This is a genomic window from Neobacillus sp. B24 (assembly GCF_055381825.1).
In genome coordinates, this window is the sequence record NZ_AP035777.1 from 4372118 (window position 1) to 4390360 (window position 18243).

Annotated in this window: 16 protein-coding genes and 1 other annotated feature; of the genes, 5 read left to right on the plus strand and 11 right to left on the minus strand. The window is 41.2% G+C overall.

Features of this window, described 5'->3' with window-relative positions:
- The first annotated feature begins 21 nt into the window (after positions 1–21).
- Both ACZ43M_RS21720 and ACZ43M_RS21725 read left to right on the plus strand, forming a co-directional pair.
- Positions 22–1380 carry an amino acid permease gene (locus tag ACZ43M_RS21720; RefSeq protein ID WP_464504595.1) on the plus strand — a complete coding sequence of 453 codons (1359 nt, stop codon included), beginning with the start codon at positions 22–24 and terminating at the stop codon, positions 1378–1380.
- A gap of 135 nt (positions 1381–1515) precedes the next feature.
- Positions 1516–2271 (plus strand): AAA family ATPase, encoded by a 756-nt coding sequence (locus tag ACZ43M_RS21725; protein ID WP_464504596.1) that lies wholly within the window; start codon positions 1516–1518, stop codon positions 2269–2271.
- Positions 2272–2714: 443 nt separating this feature from the next.
- Here ACZ43M_RS21725 and speD read toward each other — a convergent pair whose 3' ends face one another.
- The gene (speD, locus tag ACZ43M_RS21730) at positions 2715–3521 is read right to left on the minus strand and encodes an adenosylmethionine decarboxylase (RefSeq protein WP_464504597.1); all 807 of its coding nucleotides are present in this window, start codon (positions 3519–3521) and stop codon (positions 2715–2717) included.
- Between the two features lie 149 nt (positions 3522–3670).
- Here speD and ACZ43M_RS21735 point away from each other — a divergent pair, with 149 nt between their 5' ends.
- Complete coding sequence (locus tag ACZ43M_RS21735) at positions 3671–4930, plus strand: TolB family protein (protein WP_464504599.1); 1260 nt, start codon at positions 3671–3673, stop codon at positions 4928–4930.
- Positions 4931–5019: 89 nt separating this feature from the next.
- On the plus strand, positions 5020–5454 hold the full coding sequence (locus tag ACZ43M_RS21740) for a Dps family protein (protein WP_464504600.1): 435 nt from the start codon (positions 5020–5022) through the stop codon (positions 5452–5454).
- 70 nt (positions 5455–5524) lie between these two features.
- Here ACZ43M_RS21740 and ACZ43M_RS21745 read toward each other — a convergent pair whose 3' ends face one another.
- Both ACZ43M_RS21745 and ACZ43M_RS21750 read right to left on the minus strand, forming a co-directional pair.
- On the minus strand, positions 5525–6244 hold the full coding sequence (locus ACZ43M_RS21745; protein WP_464504601.1) for a pseudouridine synthase: 720 nt from the start codon (positions 6242–6244) through the stop codon (positions 5525–5527).
- A complete protein-coding gene (locus ACZ43M_RS21750; protein ID WP_464504603.1) occupies positions 6234–7865 on the minus strand; it encodes a putative polysaccharide biosynthesis protein in 1632 nt (543 codons plus the stop codon). Before ACZ43M_RS21750 ends, ACZ43M_RS21745 begins: the two co-directional genes overlap by 11 nt.
- A 215-nt stretch (positions 7866–8080) precedes the next feature.
- Between ACZ43M_RS21750 and ACZ43M_RS21755 the strand changes: the two genes are divergently transcribed.
- Positions 8081–9355: a BaiN/RdsA family NAD(P)/FAD-dependent oxidoreductase gene (locus ACZ43M_RS21755; protein ID WP_464504605.1), complete on the plus strand. Its 1275-nt coding sequence runs from the start codon at positions 8081–8083 to the stop codon at positions 9353–9355.
- Between the two features lie 9 nt (positions 9356–9364).
- Here ACZ43M_RS21755 and ACZ43M_RS21760 read toward each other — a convergent pair whose 3' ends face one another.
- The 8 genes from ACZ43M_RS21760 to ACZ43M_RS21795 all read right to left on the minus strand — a co-directional run bounded on the left by ACZ43M_RS21760 (position 9365) and on the right by ACZ43M_RS21795 (position 18215).
- On the minus strand, positions 9365–9550 hold the full coding sequence (locus tag ACZ43M_RS21760) for a sporulation protein Cse60 (protein WP_464504606.1): 186 nt from the start codon (positions 9548–9550) through the stop codon (positions 9365–9367).
- A gap of 91 nt (positions 9551–9641) precedes the next feature.
- Positions 9642–9947 (minus strand): rhodanese-like domain-containing protein, encoded by a 306-nt coding sequence (locus ACZ43M_RS21765; RefSeq protein WP_464504607.1) that lies wholly within the window; start codon positions 9945–9947, stop codon positions 9642–9644.
- A 94-nt stretch (positions 9948–10041) separates the two neighbouring features.
- Complete coding sequence (gene leuS, locus ACZ43M_RS21770) at positions 10042–12459, minus strand: leucine--tRNA ligase (protein ID WP_464504609.1); 2418 nt, start codon at positions 12457–12459, stop codon at positions 10042–10044.
- An 84-nt stretch (positions 12460–12543) separates the two neighbouring features.
- Positions 12544–12761 (minus strand) — a binding site (T-box leader).
- Between the two features lie 207 nt (positions 12762–12968).
- The gene (locus ACZ43M_RS21775) at positions 12969–13820 is read right to left on the minus strand and encodes a DegV family protein (protein WP_464504610.1); all 852 of its coding nucleotides are present in this window, start codon (positions 13818–13820) and stop codon (positions 12969–12971) included.
- Positions 13821–14024: 204 nt separating this feature from the next.
- Positions 14025–15212 carry an MDR family MFS transporter gene (locus ACZ43M_RS21780; protein ID WP_464504612.1) on the minus strand — a complete coding sequence of 396 codons (1188 nt, stop codon included), beginning with the start codon at positions 15210–15212 and terminating at the stop codon, positions 14025–14027.
- Positions 15213–15369: 157 nt separating this feature from the next.
- The gene (locus ACZ43M_RS21785; RefSeq protein WP_464504613.1) at positions 15370–16821 is read right to left on the minus strand and encodes an ammonia-forming cytochrome c nitrite reductase subunit c552; all 1452 of its coding nucleotides are present in this window, start codon (positions 16819–16821) and stop codon (positions 15370–15372) included.
- Positions 16822–16823: 2 nt separating this feature from the next.
- Positions 16824–17336: a NapC/NirT family cytochrome c gene (locus ACZ43M_RS21790; RefSeq protein WP_464504615.1), complete on the minus strand. Its 513-nt coding sequence runs from the start codon at positions 17334–17336 to the stop codon at positions 16824–16826.
- A gap of 66 nt (positions 17337–17402) precedes the next feature.
- Positions 17403–18215, minus strand: coding sequence for a hypothetical protein (locus ACZ43M_RS21795; RefSeq protein ID WP_464504616.1), 813 nt, complete (start codon positions 18213–18215; stop codon positions 17403–17405).
- Positions 18216–18243 lie beyond the last annotated feature (28 nt).

Consider the following 18243-nt stretch of genomic DNA (forward strand, 5'->3'; position numbering starts at 1 on the left):
TAGAAAAGTAGGTTACTCATCATGGAGAAAAAACATCAAGATTTAAAAAAGGGACTCCTGCCCCGTCATGTTCAGTTTATTGCGCTTGCCGGCATGATTGGTACCGGGATTTTTAAAGGCAGCTCTGATACGCTCCATATTGCCGGCCCAAGTGTTGTCCTTACCTATCTTATTGGCGGGCTGCTATTATTTATTGTCATGGCTGCTTTGGGAGAAATGGCATTAGCCTATCCAAACCATAATGTGCAGCATTTAGTCCATAGAGCCTTTGGTTTTCGGGTTTCTTTTATCGTGGGCTGGCTTTATTGGATTAATTGGATTGTCGTGACTGTCGTTGAATTATTGGCCGCGGGGAGCTTTTTGCAATTTTGGTTTCCGGCTGCTCCATTATGGCTGCTTAGCTCTTTCTGTGCAGCAGTGATCATTGGGATTAACCTTTTTCAAGTAAAATATTATGGTGAAATGGAGTTTTGGTTTGCCGGGATTAAAATTCTCGCCTTAACGTTGTTCATCATTTTAGGAATTTTGCTTTTGGCAGGAATCATTCCAGGCTCCGTCTCTGAGCCTAAAGCTAACCTCACCGGCCACGGCGGCTTTTTCCCAAATGGGTTTGGCGGAACAATCAGCGCGTTTTTAGTAGTGATGTTTTCTTACGGAGGAGCGGAACTAATCGGTGTTGCTGTTACGGAGACGAAAGACAGCGAGAAGGTTTTGCCAAAGATTATCCGCGGAGTCATCGGCAGAGTTATCATATTTTACATTATGCCGATTCTGATTATTTGCGGACTAATGCCGTGGGATAAGGTTACCGGTCAAGATAGTCCGTTTGTTCAAGTGTTTAGTGCCACCGGTATTCCAGGAGCTGCACATGTAATGAATTTTGTTTTACTTACCGCGGTCCTTTCTGCTGCCAATTCCGGTATTTATGCCACTTCGAGAACACTATTTACCATGGCGCAAAACGGTACAGCACCGAGGGGATTTGCAAGAATATCATCAAATGGCATTCCGTTCGCCGGGATTATGATTACCAGTGCTTTTATTGCAGCAGGGGTCTACCTGGCCTATATGATGCCAAGTCAGGTCATCGGCAATTTGATGTCCATTCCCGGATTTACCGTCATGTTGATTTGGATTAGCATTTGTTTGGCACAGTTGAAGCTGCGTCCTGCTTACAAGGTTCAACCTTCGTTTAGGGTAAAATGGTTCCCGGTTACGACCATTTTTGCTGCCGTCTGTTTAAGCATTATATTTATCGGATTTATGGTTACACCCGGTAACATTATAGGCTCGACGGTTTGCCTTGTGATTTTGTGTCTGCTAATACTTACATCATTTCTAGTACAGAAGAAACATAGATTCACGGAAATTTTCAATTAAAAAAGTCAGCGGATTCGCTGGCTTTTTTTTGTTTATTATCATGATCAACAGTGCTAATGCAAAAATCGTAAATTTTATCTCCACATTCGGCGGGAAATGGTATAATATTGGAAATAACGTCTAGAGGTCATAATTATGGATTTGATGAAGGTTCGGTATGTAAGAGGAATCCACTTAAAAAGAAATGAGATTCCATCTTTTAAAGAGTACCCATATAATTTGCCATGCTTAAAGGGATTGGAGGAGCTGCATTTTCATCCAAAGGTTACCTTTTTGGTCGGTGAAAACGGCATGGGGAAATCAACATTGTTGGAGGCTATTGCAGTTGCATTAGGATTTAACCCTGAGGGGGGCTCGCTGAATTTTAACTTTTCTACATATGATTCACACTCTTCGCTGAGTGATCATATTCGAGTTATTAAAGGGATTGACAGGCCTCGGGATGGCTTTTTCCTGCGGGCCGAGAGTTTTTATAATGTGGCCTCCAATATCGAAGAGATGGACAAACAAGTTGGCGGCGGTCGTCCTGTTATTGATTCTTTTGGCGGTGTTCCCCTACATGAGCAATCCCATGGCGAAGCATTTTTTGCTACTTTTATTCATCGGTTCGGCGGCGACGGAATTTATATCTTGGATGAACCAGAGGCAGCGTTGTCACCGTTGCGCCAAATGTCGCTGCTGACAAGGATTCATGATTTGGTTGAAGCCGATTCGCAATTTATTATTGCAACTCATTCACCAATCATAATGGCCTACCCCGATGCAAAAATTTTCGAATTTACAGAGGAAGGAGTCAGAGACAGCAGACTGGAGGATACGAACCACTACAAGATCATGAAGCAATTTTTCGAAGATAAAAATCGGATGATTCATCATTTGTTGAATGGTTAAATGGTTATCAAAACTCAAATTAGGTAAGCCCCCTTGTAGGATCATTTGATGGGGCTTATAGCACGCTTGACTTGATTTTTCTCTTGGTATAGATGGGTGCTCTCAATAAAGCTTCTTTTGAGGACAAAACAACATTAAAAAAGAGCCAAAAGTATCCTCAATAAAGCTTCTTGAGGACAAAACAGCATTAAAAATAAGCTAAAGTGTCCTCAATAAAGCTCCTTGAGGACACAACTGCATTAAATATAAGCTAAAGTGTCCTCAATAAAGCTTCTTGAAGACAAAACAACATTAAAATGAGCCAAAAGTGTCCTCAATAAAGCTTCTTGAGGACAAAACAGCATTTAAAATGAACTAAAGTGTCCTCAATAAGGTCATATTGCAAAACTACCTACGTTTTATCTTCCCTTTTATGCCACTTGTCAACTAGGCAATGCTTTAAATTAAATGATATTTTTCCCGTAAAAAATTTCATCCATTTCAAACTTGATTCTTTCCGTAATTTCAATATGTTCATCTGGCGTTAGTTTATCTTTTGTATAGCCAAACAAGTAATTATTCAAATCAAATTCCCGCAGCTTGCATTTTGTGTGGAATATGTTTTCCTGATACACATTGACATCAATCATATCAAACATTTCAATCAAATCATCGGGAATATAGTTTTGAATAGAACTGATTTCATGATCGATAAAAAGCTTATAGCCATCCTTATTCCTCGTAAAACCGCGCACCCGGTAATCCATGGTCATGACATCGGTTTCAAAGGAACGGATTAGATAATGCAATGCTTTTAGCGGGGAAATCTCACCGCAAGTTGACACATCAATATCCGCCCGAAACGTACTGATTCCTTCATCAGGATGATATTCGGGATATGTATGGACCGTAATATGGCTTTTATCCAACTGGAGGACAACAGATTCCATTAATGGCCCGGGTGATTCTTCAAATATTTCAGAAGGAGGATTCTCAACAGGAGCCTCCGAAACTAAAAGAGTAACACTTGCCCCCGCTGGTTCAAAATCTTGACTCGCTATATTTAACACATGCGCCCCAATAATATCGGCAACATTTTTTAAAATTTTCGTTAGTCTTTCTGCACTGTACTGCTCATCAATATATTGCAAATAAGCTTTCCGCTCTTCCCTTGTTTTTGTATAACAGATGTCATACATATTGAAGCTTAACGATTTTGTCAGGTTATTAAAACCATGCAGCTCAAGTGCCTTCTCGTGAGTTAATTTCATCGAACACTTCCCCCTACATTCAGATATTAAGACTCGTCTGTAAATATTATTAAGATACCCAGTTTCCCACTTTTTATGGACCTTTTTGAATTTGGCATATTCATGACAATTCAGAAGAAAATAATTGAAGTGAGAATTGAGGTGACCAAATGAACAAAACAATAGCATTACTTCTGATGTTTCTAATGCTAGTACCGATCTCTGCAAAAGCAGAAACACCTGAAAATAAGGTAAAAGTAGCTTTTATAAGGGATGGCTTCCTATGGACAAAAATCAATGGTAAGGAAGAGAAAATCACAAAAGAGCCCGCCAAAAGGATGGACCCGCCGCAATGGTCCCATGATGGAAAATGGATCTTGTACCAATTCGAGCCGAAAGAAAAGATCAGTCCCAATCTGGAATCTCAAACAGAAATTTGGGTTTACAACATCGAAAGGAAACAGCACAAGCGGATTACCTATGACGGATCCAATCCAAAATGGTCCCCGGTTGAGAACATCGTGGCTTTTAAAAACGGGGGGGTTTTAAATGTATCGAACCTTGATCGTTTTTATAATATTGCGTTAGGCGTAGGTGATTATAATTGGTTCCCTGATGGCAGGTCGTTCATCACTGCCTCAGGTGCCAGCCTGAGACCGGACGGCTGGACAAACCCTGTTCTTTATCAAATTGGGCTTGAACAGGACCTAGATAAGATTACAAGCCTGACGAAAAATGTAAAAAAGCTTTTTACGATTCCCAGCGACTTAAAGAAGGGAAACATAAGTCTATTGGCGATTGATGCCACCGGGTTTAAATTCTCTCCTGATGGAAAATGGATTTCATTTATGGTCAGCCCGACCGCTTCCTGGTCGATGGACAGTAATATGGTATGCGTGATCTCAGCAGACGGGAAAACCTTTGAAGTACTGGATGAAATTATTTGGGAAGTTGGCGCGCCAAAATGGGCTTATCAGCAAAATCGAATAGGCTATATTGCTGGCGGGGGCAGAATTGTCTCCGGCTTTAAGAATAAAGATATGAAGGTTACAGACCTGCCAGCGTTCCAAACCATCAGCCTGACACCACCTCATTTTGCGGAGTTAGGATTCACCTGGAAGGATGACCAGTCCCTCTATGTCTCGAGAGTAAAAGAAACACCATGGTCCAATAACGCTAAACTGAGGCCGGACCCTTCATTGTCATATATTAAAATTGGTGATCAATCGCAAATACAAATTACCCACCCACCTAAGGATTATGGTGACTACGAACCGATCTATCTACCCACTATCAATACATTAACATGGCTGAGGTATAAGGACATCGCTGAACTGCAACGTGATTTATGGATTGCCGAGGCAGATGGGAGAAATCCAAAGCTCTGGATTAAAGATGTTGATGGCTATGATTTTTATGAAACACATTAACCATTATTTATAATAATTATAATTTGGTATTGATTATAATATTATATATGTTATAATTAAAACAGATAATAAAAAGGAGGAAAACTTAAATGAAATTAGAACAAGTATTAAACCAACAAATTGGAAACTGGAATGTGTTATATACAAAGCTGCACCGTTTTCACTGGTATGTAAAGGGCCCTCACTTCTTTACATTACATGAGAAATTCGAAGAATTATATGAGGAAGCGGCAGCAACAATTGATGAATTCGCTGAACAACTGCTTATTATCGGCGGCAGCCCGGTCTCCACATTAAAAGAATATCTTGAAGTTGCAACGATTGAAGAAACAACTCAAAAATTAACTGCAGAAGAAATGGTCCAAGTGGTCGTCAAAGATTTCGAACAAATAATCAGTGAGTTAAAAGCCGGCATGGAAATTGCCGAAGAAAATAATGATGAAGTAACCAGCGATATGTTTTTGGGCTTAATCGGCAAACTTGATAAGCATAATTGGATGTTAAAGTCATTCCTAGGTGCGTAAACAAAAAAGGACAAAGCCTGAGTGCTTTGTCCTTTTTATCTAGAAAAAGCAGCCCTCCCAGGCTGCTTTTTCATGTTACTTGATAAGTTTTTATAAGCTCGACTTCTTCATCCGTCAATTCCCGATATTCACCGAGTTCCAGGGTTTCATCGAGCAGCAACGGTCCCATTGAAATCCGCTGCAGATAGACCACTCTTTTCCCAACAGCTTCAAACATCCTTTTCACCTGATGAAATTTGCCTTCGGTAATCGTCAATTCAATGTCGGATGTGATACCAGATTTGAGAATTTTCAACTCACCAGGTTTGGTCAAATAGCCATCATCCAAAACGACGCCTTTTGCAAAGTCCTTTACATCTTCCTCTGTTACTTCCTGATCAATTACGGCAAAATACGTTTTCGGGACATGCTTTTTTGGAGACAGCAGACGGTGTGCCAGTTGTCCATCATTGGTGATTAACAGCAGCCCCTCCGTATCTTTGTCAAGCCGGCCGACCGGAAACGGTTCGTATACCTGATCCTCAAGCTCCAGCAAATCAATCACGGTTTCATCATGATGGTCCTCTGTCGCAGAAATAACCCCAGGAGGCTTGTTCATCATTAGATAGATAAATTCCTTGTATTCAATGGTTTCGCCGTTTAAAGTAACCGTTTGACTATGTGGATCGACGTGCTGTTTGGCATCCTTCACTACGACATCATCGATTTTGACACCCCCGCTTTTTAACAGCTGCTTGACTTCCTTTCTGCTGCCATAGCCCAGGTTCGCAAGCAATTTATCAATTCTCAAATGACCGTCTCCTTCCAGGTAATCTTAATTTTGTCAGTAACTTGTCCACCCTGTCACCGAACAATCTTCGGGCAAGGCCTGATTTTAGTCCTAGATAAGAGTAGATGGCGATTCCTGCTCCTGCACTCACCAAAATCATAATGACAGATTGCATTTTGGATTCTGGTGTTAGGAAGAGCGATAATAATTTATAAACAATTCCGGTACCTGCCCACATTAAACCAACAAAAATAGTAATCAACAGGCTCCTTCGCCAAACAAGCCGGAAGGGATATTTAGAATAAACTTTTATTACGATTAGATTTATTAAAATAGCAGCAGTATATCCCAAAGTTGTAGCTAAAATAGCTCCCTTTATTTCCATCATTTTTATCAGTGGAATGTTTAAGGTTAATTTTACTAACAAACCTACTAACAAACTTAATATTGTAAACCGCTGCTCGTTAATTCCCTGTAATATGGCGGCAGTAACAGAATAAAGCGAAAACAATATGGCAACCGGAGCATAGGTTCTCAATACTTCAGTACCCAGTAAATCATGTTGGTAAAAAGCCGTATAGACCGGCTCGGCCAACAATGATAGGCCAATAGAAGCTGGGAGAGTCAGGTATAATAATACTTGGAATGTCTGATTAAGCTGCCGGTTTAAGCCTTTTTGATCGCCTGCGACAAATGCCTTAGTGATACTTGGAACAAGCGTTAACGAAAAAGCGGTGGCCAACGACATTGGAATAATGACAATTTTATGCGATTCAAAGTTCAAAATTGAAAAATAAGACTTCGCCACTTCCCCCAAACCAATCGCGCCCATGGCTTTGCTAAAGGTAGCTTGGTCTATTGCCTGAAATAACGGATTGACAATCCCGACAAGGACAAACGGAGCGGAATACAGCAAAATTTCCTTATAAATTTCCTTTAATGAGACATTCATTGTCCCTTTATCCTGTTCTAGCAATTCATCCAAATAAGGCTTTCGCTTATACCAATACCAAAATAAAACCAAAAGCCCGCCGATGGCACCAACAAATGCGGCAAAGGTAGCTACGCTTGCGGCGGTGACAATCGATCCATCCAAAAAATGCAGCACGACATAGGCACCAACAAGGACGAAAGCGATCCGAACAATTTGCTCAACAACTTGAGAAACTGCCGTAGGGCCCATCGATTGATGCCCCTGAAAAAAGCCCCTGATTAAACTCATAAACGGGACCACAATTAACGCAAAGCTGACAGCCCGCATTACGGTGGTAACATCTTCAAGATCAGCCTTTTCATCACCAATGCTCATTTGCGCAAATGCTGGTGCTGCCAAATACATAATCAAAAATGAGGCTAATCCAGTTGCGAGCATGATAATCAGGCCGGATTTAAATAGCTTACGACCAACAGCATATTCTTCAAGCGCATTATATTTAGAAATGAATTTTGACACGGCAAGCGGAATCCCCGCCGTTGCGACACTAATAAAAATTGTATAAGGAACATAGGAGTATTGGTAGAGTACCGTTCCCTCCCGGCCGACAATTTGGAAAAAAGGAATAACGTAAATTAATCCGAGTACCTTTGATAGTATCGTTCCGATGGTTAAAATAAATGTCCCTCTTAATAGCTTTGACTGCATATAATCCCTTCCTACTAGAAAGCATAAGCATTCTGTTTCACCTATAAATATATTCGTTGCGTTCAATTTTTTTAATGTAAATTCGACTTTTTTTGCACACTATTGATAGTTTACAACTTCTTAACCTCGGATGCTACTCACAACCAAGGTAAAATTGTGAAAATTTATCATACAAGTATATAATGAGATGAATCTATTTTAAAGTTGGTGAATATATGGAATTTGATGTCATTATCATTGGCGGCGGCCCCTCCGGACTGATGGCAGCCATTGCCGCTGGTGAAAAAGGGGTAAAAGTGCTGTTAATTGATAAAGGGGACAAGCTGGGACGAAAGCTGGCCATTTCCGGTGGCGGGCGCTGCAATGTCACCAATCGTCTCCCCGTAGATGAAATTATCAAGCATATCCCTGGAAATGGCAAATTTTTATATAGTGCCTTTTCCATTTTCAATAATGAAGATATTATCACTTTCTTTGAAGAACTGGGGATTACCTTAAAAGAAGAAGACCATGGACGGATGTTCCCGGTTACCGATAAAGCCCAAACAGTGGTGGAAACCTTGTTGGCACAATTAGACAGACTGCAGGTTAAAGTCTTCAAGAACAGCCCTGTTGAAGAAGTGCTCTTTCAAGATGGACAGGTGCTGGGTGTCCTGCTAAGGGACGGACAAAAATTCACTGCCCCATCGGTAGTAATTGCAGTTGGCGGGAAGTCGGTTCCCCATACCGGATCAACCGGAGATGGCTATGCATGGGCGAAAAAAGCAGGTCATACCATAACGGAACTATACCCTACCGAAGTGCCCGTTACCTCTGCCGAACCATTTATAAAAGATAAAACACTGCAAGGTTTGTCATTAAGGGATATTGACTTAAGTGTTTTAAATCCGAAGGGGAAGCCTTTGATTAGTCATCGAATGGATATGATTTTTACTCATTTTGGCATCAGCGGTCCTGCAGTGCTTAGATGCAGTCAGTTTGTTGTCAAAGCAATGAAAAAGTGGAACCTAACCCAAGTGACCATGAGCCTGGATGCCTTACCGGACCGGAACGAAGAGGAGCTTTTCCAGGAGTTTATGAAACTAATCAAGGAAGATCCAAAGAAAAGTATCAAAAATACCTTAAAAGGTCCTTTACCGGAGCGTTACCTGCTGTTTCTTCTAGAACAAAATGAAATCGACGCCTCAGCGCAAGCAGGAACGGTATCTCACGAAAAAATCCGCCTTTTTGCAAAAAGCTTCAAGCAGTTCCAATTTAAAGTGAACGGGACATTGTCAATAGATAAAGCTTTTGTAACCGGCGGCGGTGTTTCTGTTAAAGAAATAGACCCAAAAACGATGGAATCAAAGCTGATGAACAGGCTGTTCTTCTGCGGAGAAATTCTTGATATTCACGGTTATACAGGTGGATATAACATCACCTCCGCATTTGTGACCGGAAGATTAGCCGGTACAAACGCGGCCATTACAGCTAAAAAAAATTGGGCCTGACTCTAGTTGTCAGGCCTTATAAATAATCATCGCTGAAAAGCAATAAACTTGATCTTCTTCCTCATCCTCCTGGAAAGCCGCAACATTATATTTAATGTCCAAGAGACTCTTCTCATCCAATCTTCTTAAAAACCGATTCATTTCCTTTTCCAAATCCTGCTCATGCTCACGATCAAACAATTTCACCTGAATCATTGTCCTCTACCTTTCTTTTTTCTATCATTATTGACAGGTTTTCAGAAAATTAAAAATAGAGGATAAAAAAGTAACGACCCCAAAAGGATCGTTACTCTGTTTCACCTTCCCACTCAAGCATGCCGCCAACCATGTTAACAACTTTGTAGCCTTGGTCCTGAAGGTAATGACAGACATTCCCGCTGCGGCCGCTGGAACGGCAAATAAAAATGTATTCTTTATCTTTATCAAAATAATCAAGATGTGCCGGGATATCGCCCATCCGGATATGCTTAGCACCAGGTATCTTCCCCATTGCCACCTCATGATCTTCTCTGACATCCACCATTTCAGGTGTTTCGCCCGCTTCCAGCTTCTTTTTCAATTCCTCAGTTGTAATTGTTTTGATTTCTTCCATTTGTTCCATCCCTTCAGAAAAACATCCTCCAATCTCAGGAGGATGTTTATATTATTGTCCAGTTTCAGCGCTTAGGAGCTTCCGCTTTTTCACTTTAGTTTGCAACAATATTAACTAGTTTACCCGGAACAGTGATGACTTTGCGAATTGTTTTTCCTTCAATTTGTTCCTTGACGCGGTCGTCATCCATTGCAATACCTTCCATTGCTTCTTTACCTGCACTCGTTGGCACCATTAATTTCGCTTTCACTTTGCCATTGACCTGAACCACAATTTCCACTTCATCGTCAACAAGTTTAGCTTCATCATATGCCGGCCAAGCTTCGTAGGAAATCGTATCATTGTGGCCGAGTTTTTCCCAAAGCTCTTCAGCAATATGGGGCGCAACTGGTGCAAGCAGCTTGACAAAGCCTTCGATAAAGTTCTTTGGCAGGACCGTTGCTTTATAGGCTTCATTAATGAACACCATCATTTGTGAGATGGCGGTATTAAACCGTAATCCTTCGTAATCCTCAGTTACTTTCTTCACTGTTTGATGATAGACCTTTTCAAGATTGGAAGCTTCTTCAAAGGCTTGAATTTTTGGATTCAATTCACCATTTTCCTCTACAAATAAACGCCAAATGCGGTCAAGGAAGCGGCGTGAACCATCAAGTCCGTTAGTTGACCAGGCAATCGATGCATCAAGCGGTCCCATGAACATCTCATAAAGACGCAGTGTATCTGCACCGTGGCTAATAAGGATATCATCAGGATTGACAACATTTCCTTTTGATTTACTCATTTTTTCATTGCCTTCACCCAGAATCATTCCCTGATTAAACAGTTTTTGGAACGGTTCTTTCGTTGGCACTACGCCGATATCATATAAAAATTTATGCCAGAAACGGGCGTACAATAAGTGAAGTACCGCGTGCTCGGCACCGCCAATATAAATATCAACCGGAAGCCAGTGCTTTAATTTTTCGGGTGAAGCTAATTGTTCATGATTATTAGGGTCGATATAGCGTAAATAGTACCAGCAGCTGCCAGCCCATTGCGGCATTGTGTTGGTTTCACGGCGGCCTTTTTTGCCGGTTGCCGGATCAACAACATTCACCCACTCCTCAATGTTAGCCAGTGGTGATTCACCCGTGCCGGAAGGGCGGATATCGGTTGTTTTCGGAAGCATCAATGGAAGTTCAGCTTCCGGAACAGCAGTTGCGGTGCCATCTTCCCAATGGATGATTGGAATCGGCTCGCCCCAGTAGCGCTGGCGGCTGAATAACCAGTCGCGCAGGCGGTAGGTTACCTTTTTGGTTCCAATGCCTTTTTCCTCAAGCCAGGAAATCATCTTCTGAATGGCGTCCACTTTATTTAAGCCATTTAAGAAATCAGAATTAACATGTTCCCCATCACCGGTGTAAGCTTCTTTGTTAACATCTCCTCCGGCAACAACCTCTACAATTGGAAGCTCAAATACTTTCGCAAATTCATAGTCGCGCTCATCATGCCCCGGAACCGCCATAATTGCACCGGTACCATAGCTGGCTAATACATAATCGGCAATCCAGATTGGCATTTTTTCACCGTTTGCTGGATTGATGGCATATGCCCCAGTAAATACACCAGTTTTTTCTTTTGCCAAGTCGGTCCGCTCAAGGTCACTCTTGGACTTTACTTTTTCCAAATAAGCATCAACCGCAGCACGTTGTTCTTTTGTTGTGATTTTATCTACCAATGTATGTTCAGGTGCAAGCACCGCATAGGTAGCACCGAAAAGGGTATCAGGACGGGTTGTAAATACCGTAAATGTCCCTTCATGCCCTTGAATTTGGAAGATTACTTCTGCACCTTCAGAACGGCCAATCCAGTTGCGCTGCATTTCTTTTAAGCTTTCAGGCCAATCAAGTTCTTCTAGGTCTTCTAATAAACGGTCTGCATAGGCGGTAATTTTTAGAATCCACTGCCGCATCGGACGGCGTTCAACAGGGTGTCCGCCACGTTCACTTTTCCCATCAATTACTTCTTCGTTTGCCAAAACCGTTCCAAGTGCCGGGCACCAGTTGACCGGTACTTCATCTACGTATGCCAGTCCTTTTTCCCAAAGCTTTAAGAAAATCCATTGTGTCCATTTATAGTATTCCGGATCGGTTGTGTTCACTTCGCGATCCCAGTCGTAGGAAAATCCAAGGGCTTTAATTTGTCTTTTAAACGTTTCAATATTTTTCGCAGTGAATTCCGCCGGGTCATTACCGGTATCCAATGCGTATTGTTCTGCAGGAAGCCCGAAAGCATCCCAGCCCATTGGATGAAGTACGTTGTAGCCCTGCATTCGTTTCATCCGGGAAAGGATATCGGTTGCAGTGTAACCTTCAGGATGACCGACGTGAAGGCCGGCCCCGGATGGATACGGAAACATATCAAGCGCATAGAATTTCCGTTTTTCATATTCTTCGATTGTTTTGAATGTCTTTTCTGTTTCCCACTTTTTTTGCCATTTTTTTTCGATTTGCTGATGATCGAAGCTCATGTTTAGTCCTCCTAATTGAATAGTTCATCCAGCTTTTACTATTCAAATTTTTCTATTTAAAAATAAAAAAACCCCTCATCCCAAAACAGGGACGAGAGGATTATGTATCTTCCCGCGGTACCACCCACATTAGTGCACTTGCACTCGCTTCATTACACCTTAACGCGGCATACGGCTAGCATTACTGACCTTTCATGCTTGCAACTCCTAGGCGAGTTCATGATTTCCCCGGTTGACTTTCACCAGCCGTCAACTCTCTACATGCGGGTTTGACCATTACTACTCCTAATCAAAGTTATTACATATGAATGTAATTGTTATTTTATTGTATTTTCTAACAGGATGCAAGTAAACTTGTGCCTATTTTCATCTTTGGCAAGTAAGTCTTTTTTTAAACAAGCCAGTTTATTTCAACAGTTTTGCTAATATAACAGAAATAGTTTTCAGTGGATCGCTTGATTGGTAGTGTAAGATTTAAGCGTTTTTGACTTTCCCTACTGTTAGCGCACCTACAATTCAAATCCTGCAATTCCGAATCCACCAGGTCCCGCGTGCGTAGAAATCATCGCCCCAGCTTGAAGCCATTTTACATTTTTGAAACCAGCTTCTATTGCCATTTCATCCATCCGTTGCTTGATACTTTCATCGAGCCCAATAGAATAAAGCAAATAAAGTTGTTCTCTATCAATGCTATATTGATTTAAATAATCCTGCATGAGTTTTTCTGCTACGACATTCATTTTTCCACGGTATTTTTTGGTTGATACAAGTTTTCCTTCAATTAATTCGATGCATGGCTTAATTTTTAGCAGTGCCCCTCCCAGATAAGCAAAATTACTTACCCTTCCACCTGCTCTTAAAAACTCTAAGCTTCCGGGAATGAATGCCAATCTTGATTTAGGAACCATTGCTTCTATCTTTTCAATTAAGCGCATAGGTTCAATTGTAGGTTCCTTCTCTAACAAAGTAACCGCATACATCACAATTGCAGCTAAACCGCCAGTAACATTCAAAGCATCAATGAGAAAAAGATCAGCAAACTCTTCCGCTGCGATTATTGCATTTTGGAATGAAGAGGATGCCTTAGATGTATACCCAATATGAATAATAATGCAATCAGGATAATCATCTTTTATTTTCGAAAAAAAATCATGATACTCATGGGGATTTGTGGCTGTGGTAGAAGGAATCTTTTTTGTGCGATCATAATAATCAAATATATCCTGTACCGGTAAAAAACCATCTAAATAATCCTGTTCATCCATGACAATATGCATTGGGACCACTTGAACTGCATGTTTGTCAGCTAAATCCTTGGGTAAATCCGCACCACTTTCTGTCGATAAAATAATTCTTCTCATTTTCTGCCCCCTTCATCCAACACCTTCATAACAGTTGGCGCTTCATGATTATACTTACTCTAACTATACATTAAAAGGGAAAGTATAGGGATGAAATATAAACGTTATTCCGTGTTTATTTTGAACGAAAAAACCCGGTCTTTAACAATAATTAAAAGCTTTATGGACGCAAAAAAGGGCATCGAGAATAATCCTCAATGCCTTTTAAGATACGTTTACAGCAACTGGTTTTTCCAGTTTAATCTTACGATCATAAACTAGCGTTGTTACTACCGCAACAAGGAATAATCCAATAAGGATAGTAAACAAAGCTGCCATGCTGTACAGGTCAACGATTATTCCCCCAAGCAGCGGACCAATCATTCGGCCGCCAGTTGCCGTGCTATTCACGATTCCCTGATAAAATCCTTCCCTGCCCTTTGGCGCCAGTTCAAATGCAATGGTTGGAACGGCCGGCCAAATAAACATTTCCCCAATCGTTAGGATAATCATTGCAACAAGGAAGCCAGTAAAGGCATCTGCTCTGCCAGCCACTATAAATGAAACAATGAAAATCGCGATTCCAATTAAAATTTGCAGTTTAAGTGATGCAGATAGATGCTTTAAGACTCCATTTAGGATTGGCTGCCCAAGAACAATAATTGCTCCATTAATGGTCCATAGGAAGCTGTATTGTGTAAGAGAAATATGAATGTTCTGCGTGTATGATGCAATAGTTGTCGTCCATTGGCTGTAGGCTACCCAGCACAGTAAATACCCGGCACATAGGATAAATAAAGCGGATAGATTTGCCTTGTTTTTCACAACATTTGCAGAAATGTCTTTTTGCTGATGTGGTATAGGCACTTCCGTAATACCTTTATAACCGAATACAGCAATTCCAAGGAAAAGAATATACATTATCGTATTCGCCAAGAAAATTAACTCGAATGAGTAGTCTGCAACGAGTCCGCCAAGAGAAGCACCGACGGCAACGCCGAGGTTTTGAGCGACGTAAAGGGCATTAAAGGATTTACGTCCACCCTCTTTCCAAACCGATCCGGCCATTGCATACATAGGTGGATAAATAAGTCCTGCTCCAAAGCCCGCTATGGTCAAGAATATGATATAGTCCGGCCAGCCATGCCAGAAGGTTAACCCTATTAAAGCTAAAAGTGAGATACCAATTCCAAGTAGAATCGATTTATAACCGCCGATTTTATCATATAAACTGCCGCCAATCAGATTTCCAATGACATTTGCCCCCGAGTTCAGCATCAGGACAATTCCGGCAACAGATAAAGACTTTCCTAAATGATCGTGAATATAGATTGTATTTAAAGGCCATAAAAAAGAAGAGCCTATTGTATTCACTGCCATCCCGATGATTAAAAGCCATAAGGCACGCGGCATGAAAAACGCTCCTTTGATAAAAAATATTAAGTTACCCTTGGTCATTTTAGACCTTTTTCTGTTTGACTGCAATCATTATTAATTGCCATTTGTCGACAGTAGGAAAAATAAAAACACTGCTCCTAATAAGGAACAGTGTCATTTAACATGGAAAGATTTATTTTTTTGGTACAGCTGGTACAACCGGCGCTTGTGCAGGGAAGTAGCTATTGACTGCAGCATCCTTCTTCTTCTCATTTACCTTCTCTTCGGCAACTGCTTTCTTCACTTTATCAATTTCGCCATTTAGCTCTTCAATGCTTACACCTTTTTTCACAAGTTCTTCCGTCGCAATTTGGATAGCTTTATTGGACTTCTCGATTGAGATTCTTAAAGAATCCATTGAGCCTTGCGGGTTGTGGAATCCTGATGAGTTTTCAGCAGCAATGATATCCCAGTACCATTGACCCTGACGGACAAATTCTTGAGCTTCTTTAATCCTCGCTTGATCAACACCCGATGTAATCATTTTGTTCACATAATAGTGAGCAGATGTAGAAATATCCTGCGATTCATGCAATGCACTTACGTTGGCTTCTTGAATTTCAAGAACGCGGTCTTTCAGCTTGTCTAAATCACGATCACCGTGACACTGACCGCAGGAAGTTTGCATGGTCTTAAGCGGTGAAGTCCACCAGTGAGATGAAATTTTCTTCTTGCCATCAACGCGTTCATATGGCATATGGCAATCTGCACAAGATACGCCTGCCTTGCCATGTGTACCTGAACTATGGGTTTCAAACTCAGGATGCTGTGATTTCAGCATAGGTGTTCCGGAGATATTGCTCACCCAGTCTTTTTCAAAGCCATTGTCTTTGGCAATGGTGTTATAATATTCATACATATCTTCTGGCTTAAATCCTTTAGTCCATGGGAAGATTACTTCACTATTGCTGGCAGCAAAATAGTATTCATCGTGACACTGTCCGCAAACATAGGTGCGCATGTCATTTTTCGTCGGGTTGGAGGTATCAACACCCTTTGCTTCCAATGCTTTATAGAAGCTCGGACGGGTTACCCGTAAATCCATTGTTTTTGGATCATGACAGTCAGAACAGCCTATTGGTGAGTGGCCCATCTCTTCACCCTTTGGCCAAATCACTTGGTTGAAGTTCGCGCCCCAATAATCATCGCCCATTTCCTCAATCATTTTTGGAACAGCAGTAGATTTACATGTATAACAGGAACCTACTGATTTATCGGTAATCCGTTTGATACTCCGGATATCTTCCAATGCATAAACGTGACCACGGTCCTCATTATATTCGGTGGCAAACCCGTATCCATTGAAAAGAATCGGCAATAGCGGTTCTTTGTCCGGGTCGTATTTGCTGCGTTTTTCAGAACCATTGTATTTTGTATCTTCCATTTTCTTATTTTTCATATAGCTGTTGTATTGTAATGGAAATTGGTCCTTGAAGGCTTCATTTGAGATTTCATCTGCTGAGAGGCCTGTCGTCTTCTTGCCTGCCGCGTTTGCTGTCTTTTCGCCGGAATCATTACTGCAGCCAGTGATGATCAGCACAAACGCCAGAAGAAGAAGATATGCCCCGTATCTAACCCTGCTCATTCTTAAAATCCTCCCTTATTTTCTAATAGCTCTCCTGATTTCGGCGGCTTGTTGAAATGATCATCTTTAAACCCTTTGCCGTGCGGTACAGTTTTGTGACAGGAAATACAGCTGTCTTTCGCATCATGCGATACATTGCTGACCGTACTCTGGTGGCAGGAGATACAGTTATCGTTCATAATCGCTTTGGTGCGTTCTGTCGCACCAATCACATCCGGAATTTTCTCTGTGCCCAATGTGTTGAAATAAATATGGGTCATCCCTGCTCGGCCTTTAAAAAATAATTTTCCCACTTCACTCTTATGCGGCAAATGACAATCATTACATTGCAATTCCGCGTGAGTAGAATCCATGAATGACGTATAGACCGATTGCATCGTATGGCAGTTTTGGCAAAAACCAGGTGAGTCCAAATAAGCCATTGTTTTAACTGTTGAAAAAGACAACGCAACCCCAATCAGCAGCGCAACAACAATCAACACCTTTTTGTCAATTCTTAATAGTTTTTTGAACACATTCTTCACCTCCCATAGGTTACTGTCTCTGTATATATGTTAAAGTACGATGTACGTTTAACCGGATTATGAAGCTTGTCTCCTGTTTCTTTTGATTAAAACAGTCAACGCGCCTGCTGAAAGAATACTAACACCGCCAAATGTTCCAAATGCTAAATAGTTGATACTTTTATCGTTTTTTTCTTCTACATTTTTTTCGGAATTTATTAATTCAATTGTCGGCTTTGTTTCAGTTCGCTTATATGTAAGCTTAAAGTTTTTAAGGTCCCCCGCTTTCACATCCTGAAAGTGATAAGCAAAGATATCTTTTCCATCCCCATGGCTTTGATCCTGCGGTGCTGGAGTCAGCTTCATTTCTTTCGCTTTAGCAGGTTTTGAAAAATTGATATTCACCAGTCCGATATCAACGAAGCTTTTGAATTGATAGGATAATGATTTCTTTGCCTTATTAACCTTCAGAGTGTCACTATAGTATTCCACAACAAACTTATAACGCTCTCCAGGGGCAATTTCTTCCGTTGTAGTCCAGGAAATTGTGCCACGTTCCTTATCAATGGCATATTCAATTTCATATGTTTGTTTTAAATCTGCCGAGTAGTCAGCCACATAGCCAATCCGAAACCCGGGGTCGTTCATTGGAAGCGGAATTTCAATTTGCCCTTCTTGCGGTTGATTAGAGTTATTAACCATCGAACCATGGTAACCTATCAACAGCGGGGCATGGTTCTGATCTTTGTCATTTGGATGGTAGGCAAACTCAGGCATCACTTGAATGGTTAACTCCTCCATGCTTAACGAGGGCAGATTTCCTTCTGCTCGGCATATTGAAGGGCTTACAGCGACAAAAAGTATAATTACGACGAAGAGAATCCTTTTCATTAAAAAAACTCCTTAAACAGATTTGGAA

What these genes read in the sequence shown, in the direction of transcription:
- ACZ43M_RS21720 (WP_464504595.1), top strand. Translation starts at nt 22, where the DNA reads ATGGAGAAAAAACATCAAGATTTAAAAAAGGGACTCCTGCCCCGTCAT.
- ACZ43M_RS21725 (WP_464504596.1), top strand. Translation starts at nt 1,516, where the DNA reads ATGGATTTGATGAAGGTTCGGTATGTAAGAGGAATCCACTTAAAAAGA.
- speD (WP_464504597.1), bottom strand. Translation starts at nt 3,521, where the DNA reads ATGAAATTAACTCACGAGAAGGCACTTGAGCTGCATGGTTTTAATAAC.
- ACZ43M_RS21735 (WP_464504599.1), top strand. Translation starts at nt 3,671, where the DNA reads ATGAACAAAACAATAGCATTACTTCTGATGTTTCTAATGCTAGTACCG.
- ACZ43M_RS21740 (WP_464504600.1), top strand. Translation starts at nt 5,020, where the DNA reads ATGAAATTAGAACAAGTATTAAACCAACAAATTGGAAACTGGAATGTG.
- ACZ43M_RS21750 (WP_464504603.1), bottom strand. Translation starts at nt 7,865, where the DNA reads ATGCAGTCAAAGCTATTAAGAGGGACATTTATTTTAACCATCGGAACG.
- ACZ43M_RS21755 (WP_464504605.1), top strand. Translation starts at nt 8,081, where the DNA reads ATGGAATTTGATGTCATTATCATTGGCGGCGGCCCCTCCGGACTGATG.
- ACZ43M_RS21760 (WP_464504606.1), bottom strand. Translation starts at nt 9,550, where the DNA reads ATGATTCAGGTGAAATTGTTTGATCGTGAGCATGAGCAGGATTTGGAA.
- ACZ43M_RS21765 (WP_464504607.1), bottom strand. Translation starts at nt 9,947, where the DNA reads ATGGAAGAAATCAAAACAATTACAACTGAGGAATTGAAAAAGAAGCTG.
- leuS (WP_464504609.1), bottom strand. Translation starts at nt 12,459, where the DNA reads ATGAGCTTCGATCATCAGCAAATCGAAAAAAAATGGCAAAAAAAGTGG.
- ACZ43M_RS21775 (WP_464504610.1), bottom strand. Translation starts at nt 13,820, where the DNA reads ATGAGAAGAATTATTTTATCGACAGAAAGTGGTGCGGATTTACCCAAG.
- ACZ43M_RS21780 (WP_464504612.1), bottom strand. Translation starts at nt 15,212, where the DNA reads ATGCCGCGTGCCTTATGGCTTTTAATCATCGGGATGGCAGTGAATACA.
- ACZ43M_RS21785 (WP_464504613.1), bottom strand. Translation starts at nt 16,821, where the DNA reads ATGAGCAGGGTTAGATACGGGGCATATCTTCTTCTTCTGGCGTTTGTG.
- ACZ43M_RS21795 (WP_464504616.1), bottom strand. Translation starts at nt 18,215, where the DNA reads ATGAAAAGGATTCTCTTCGTCGTAATTATACTTTTTGTCGCTGTAAGC.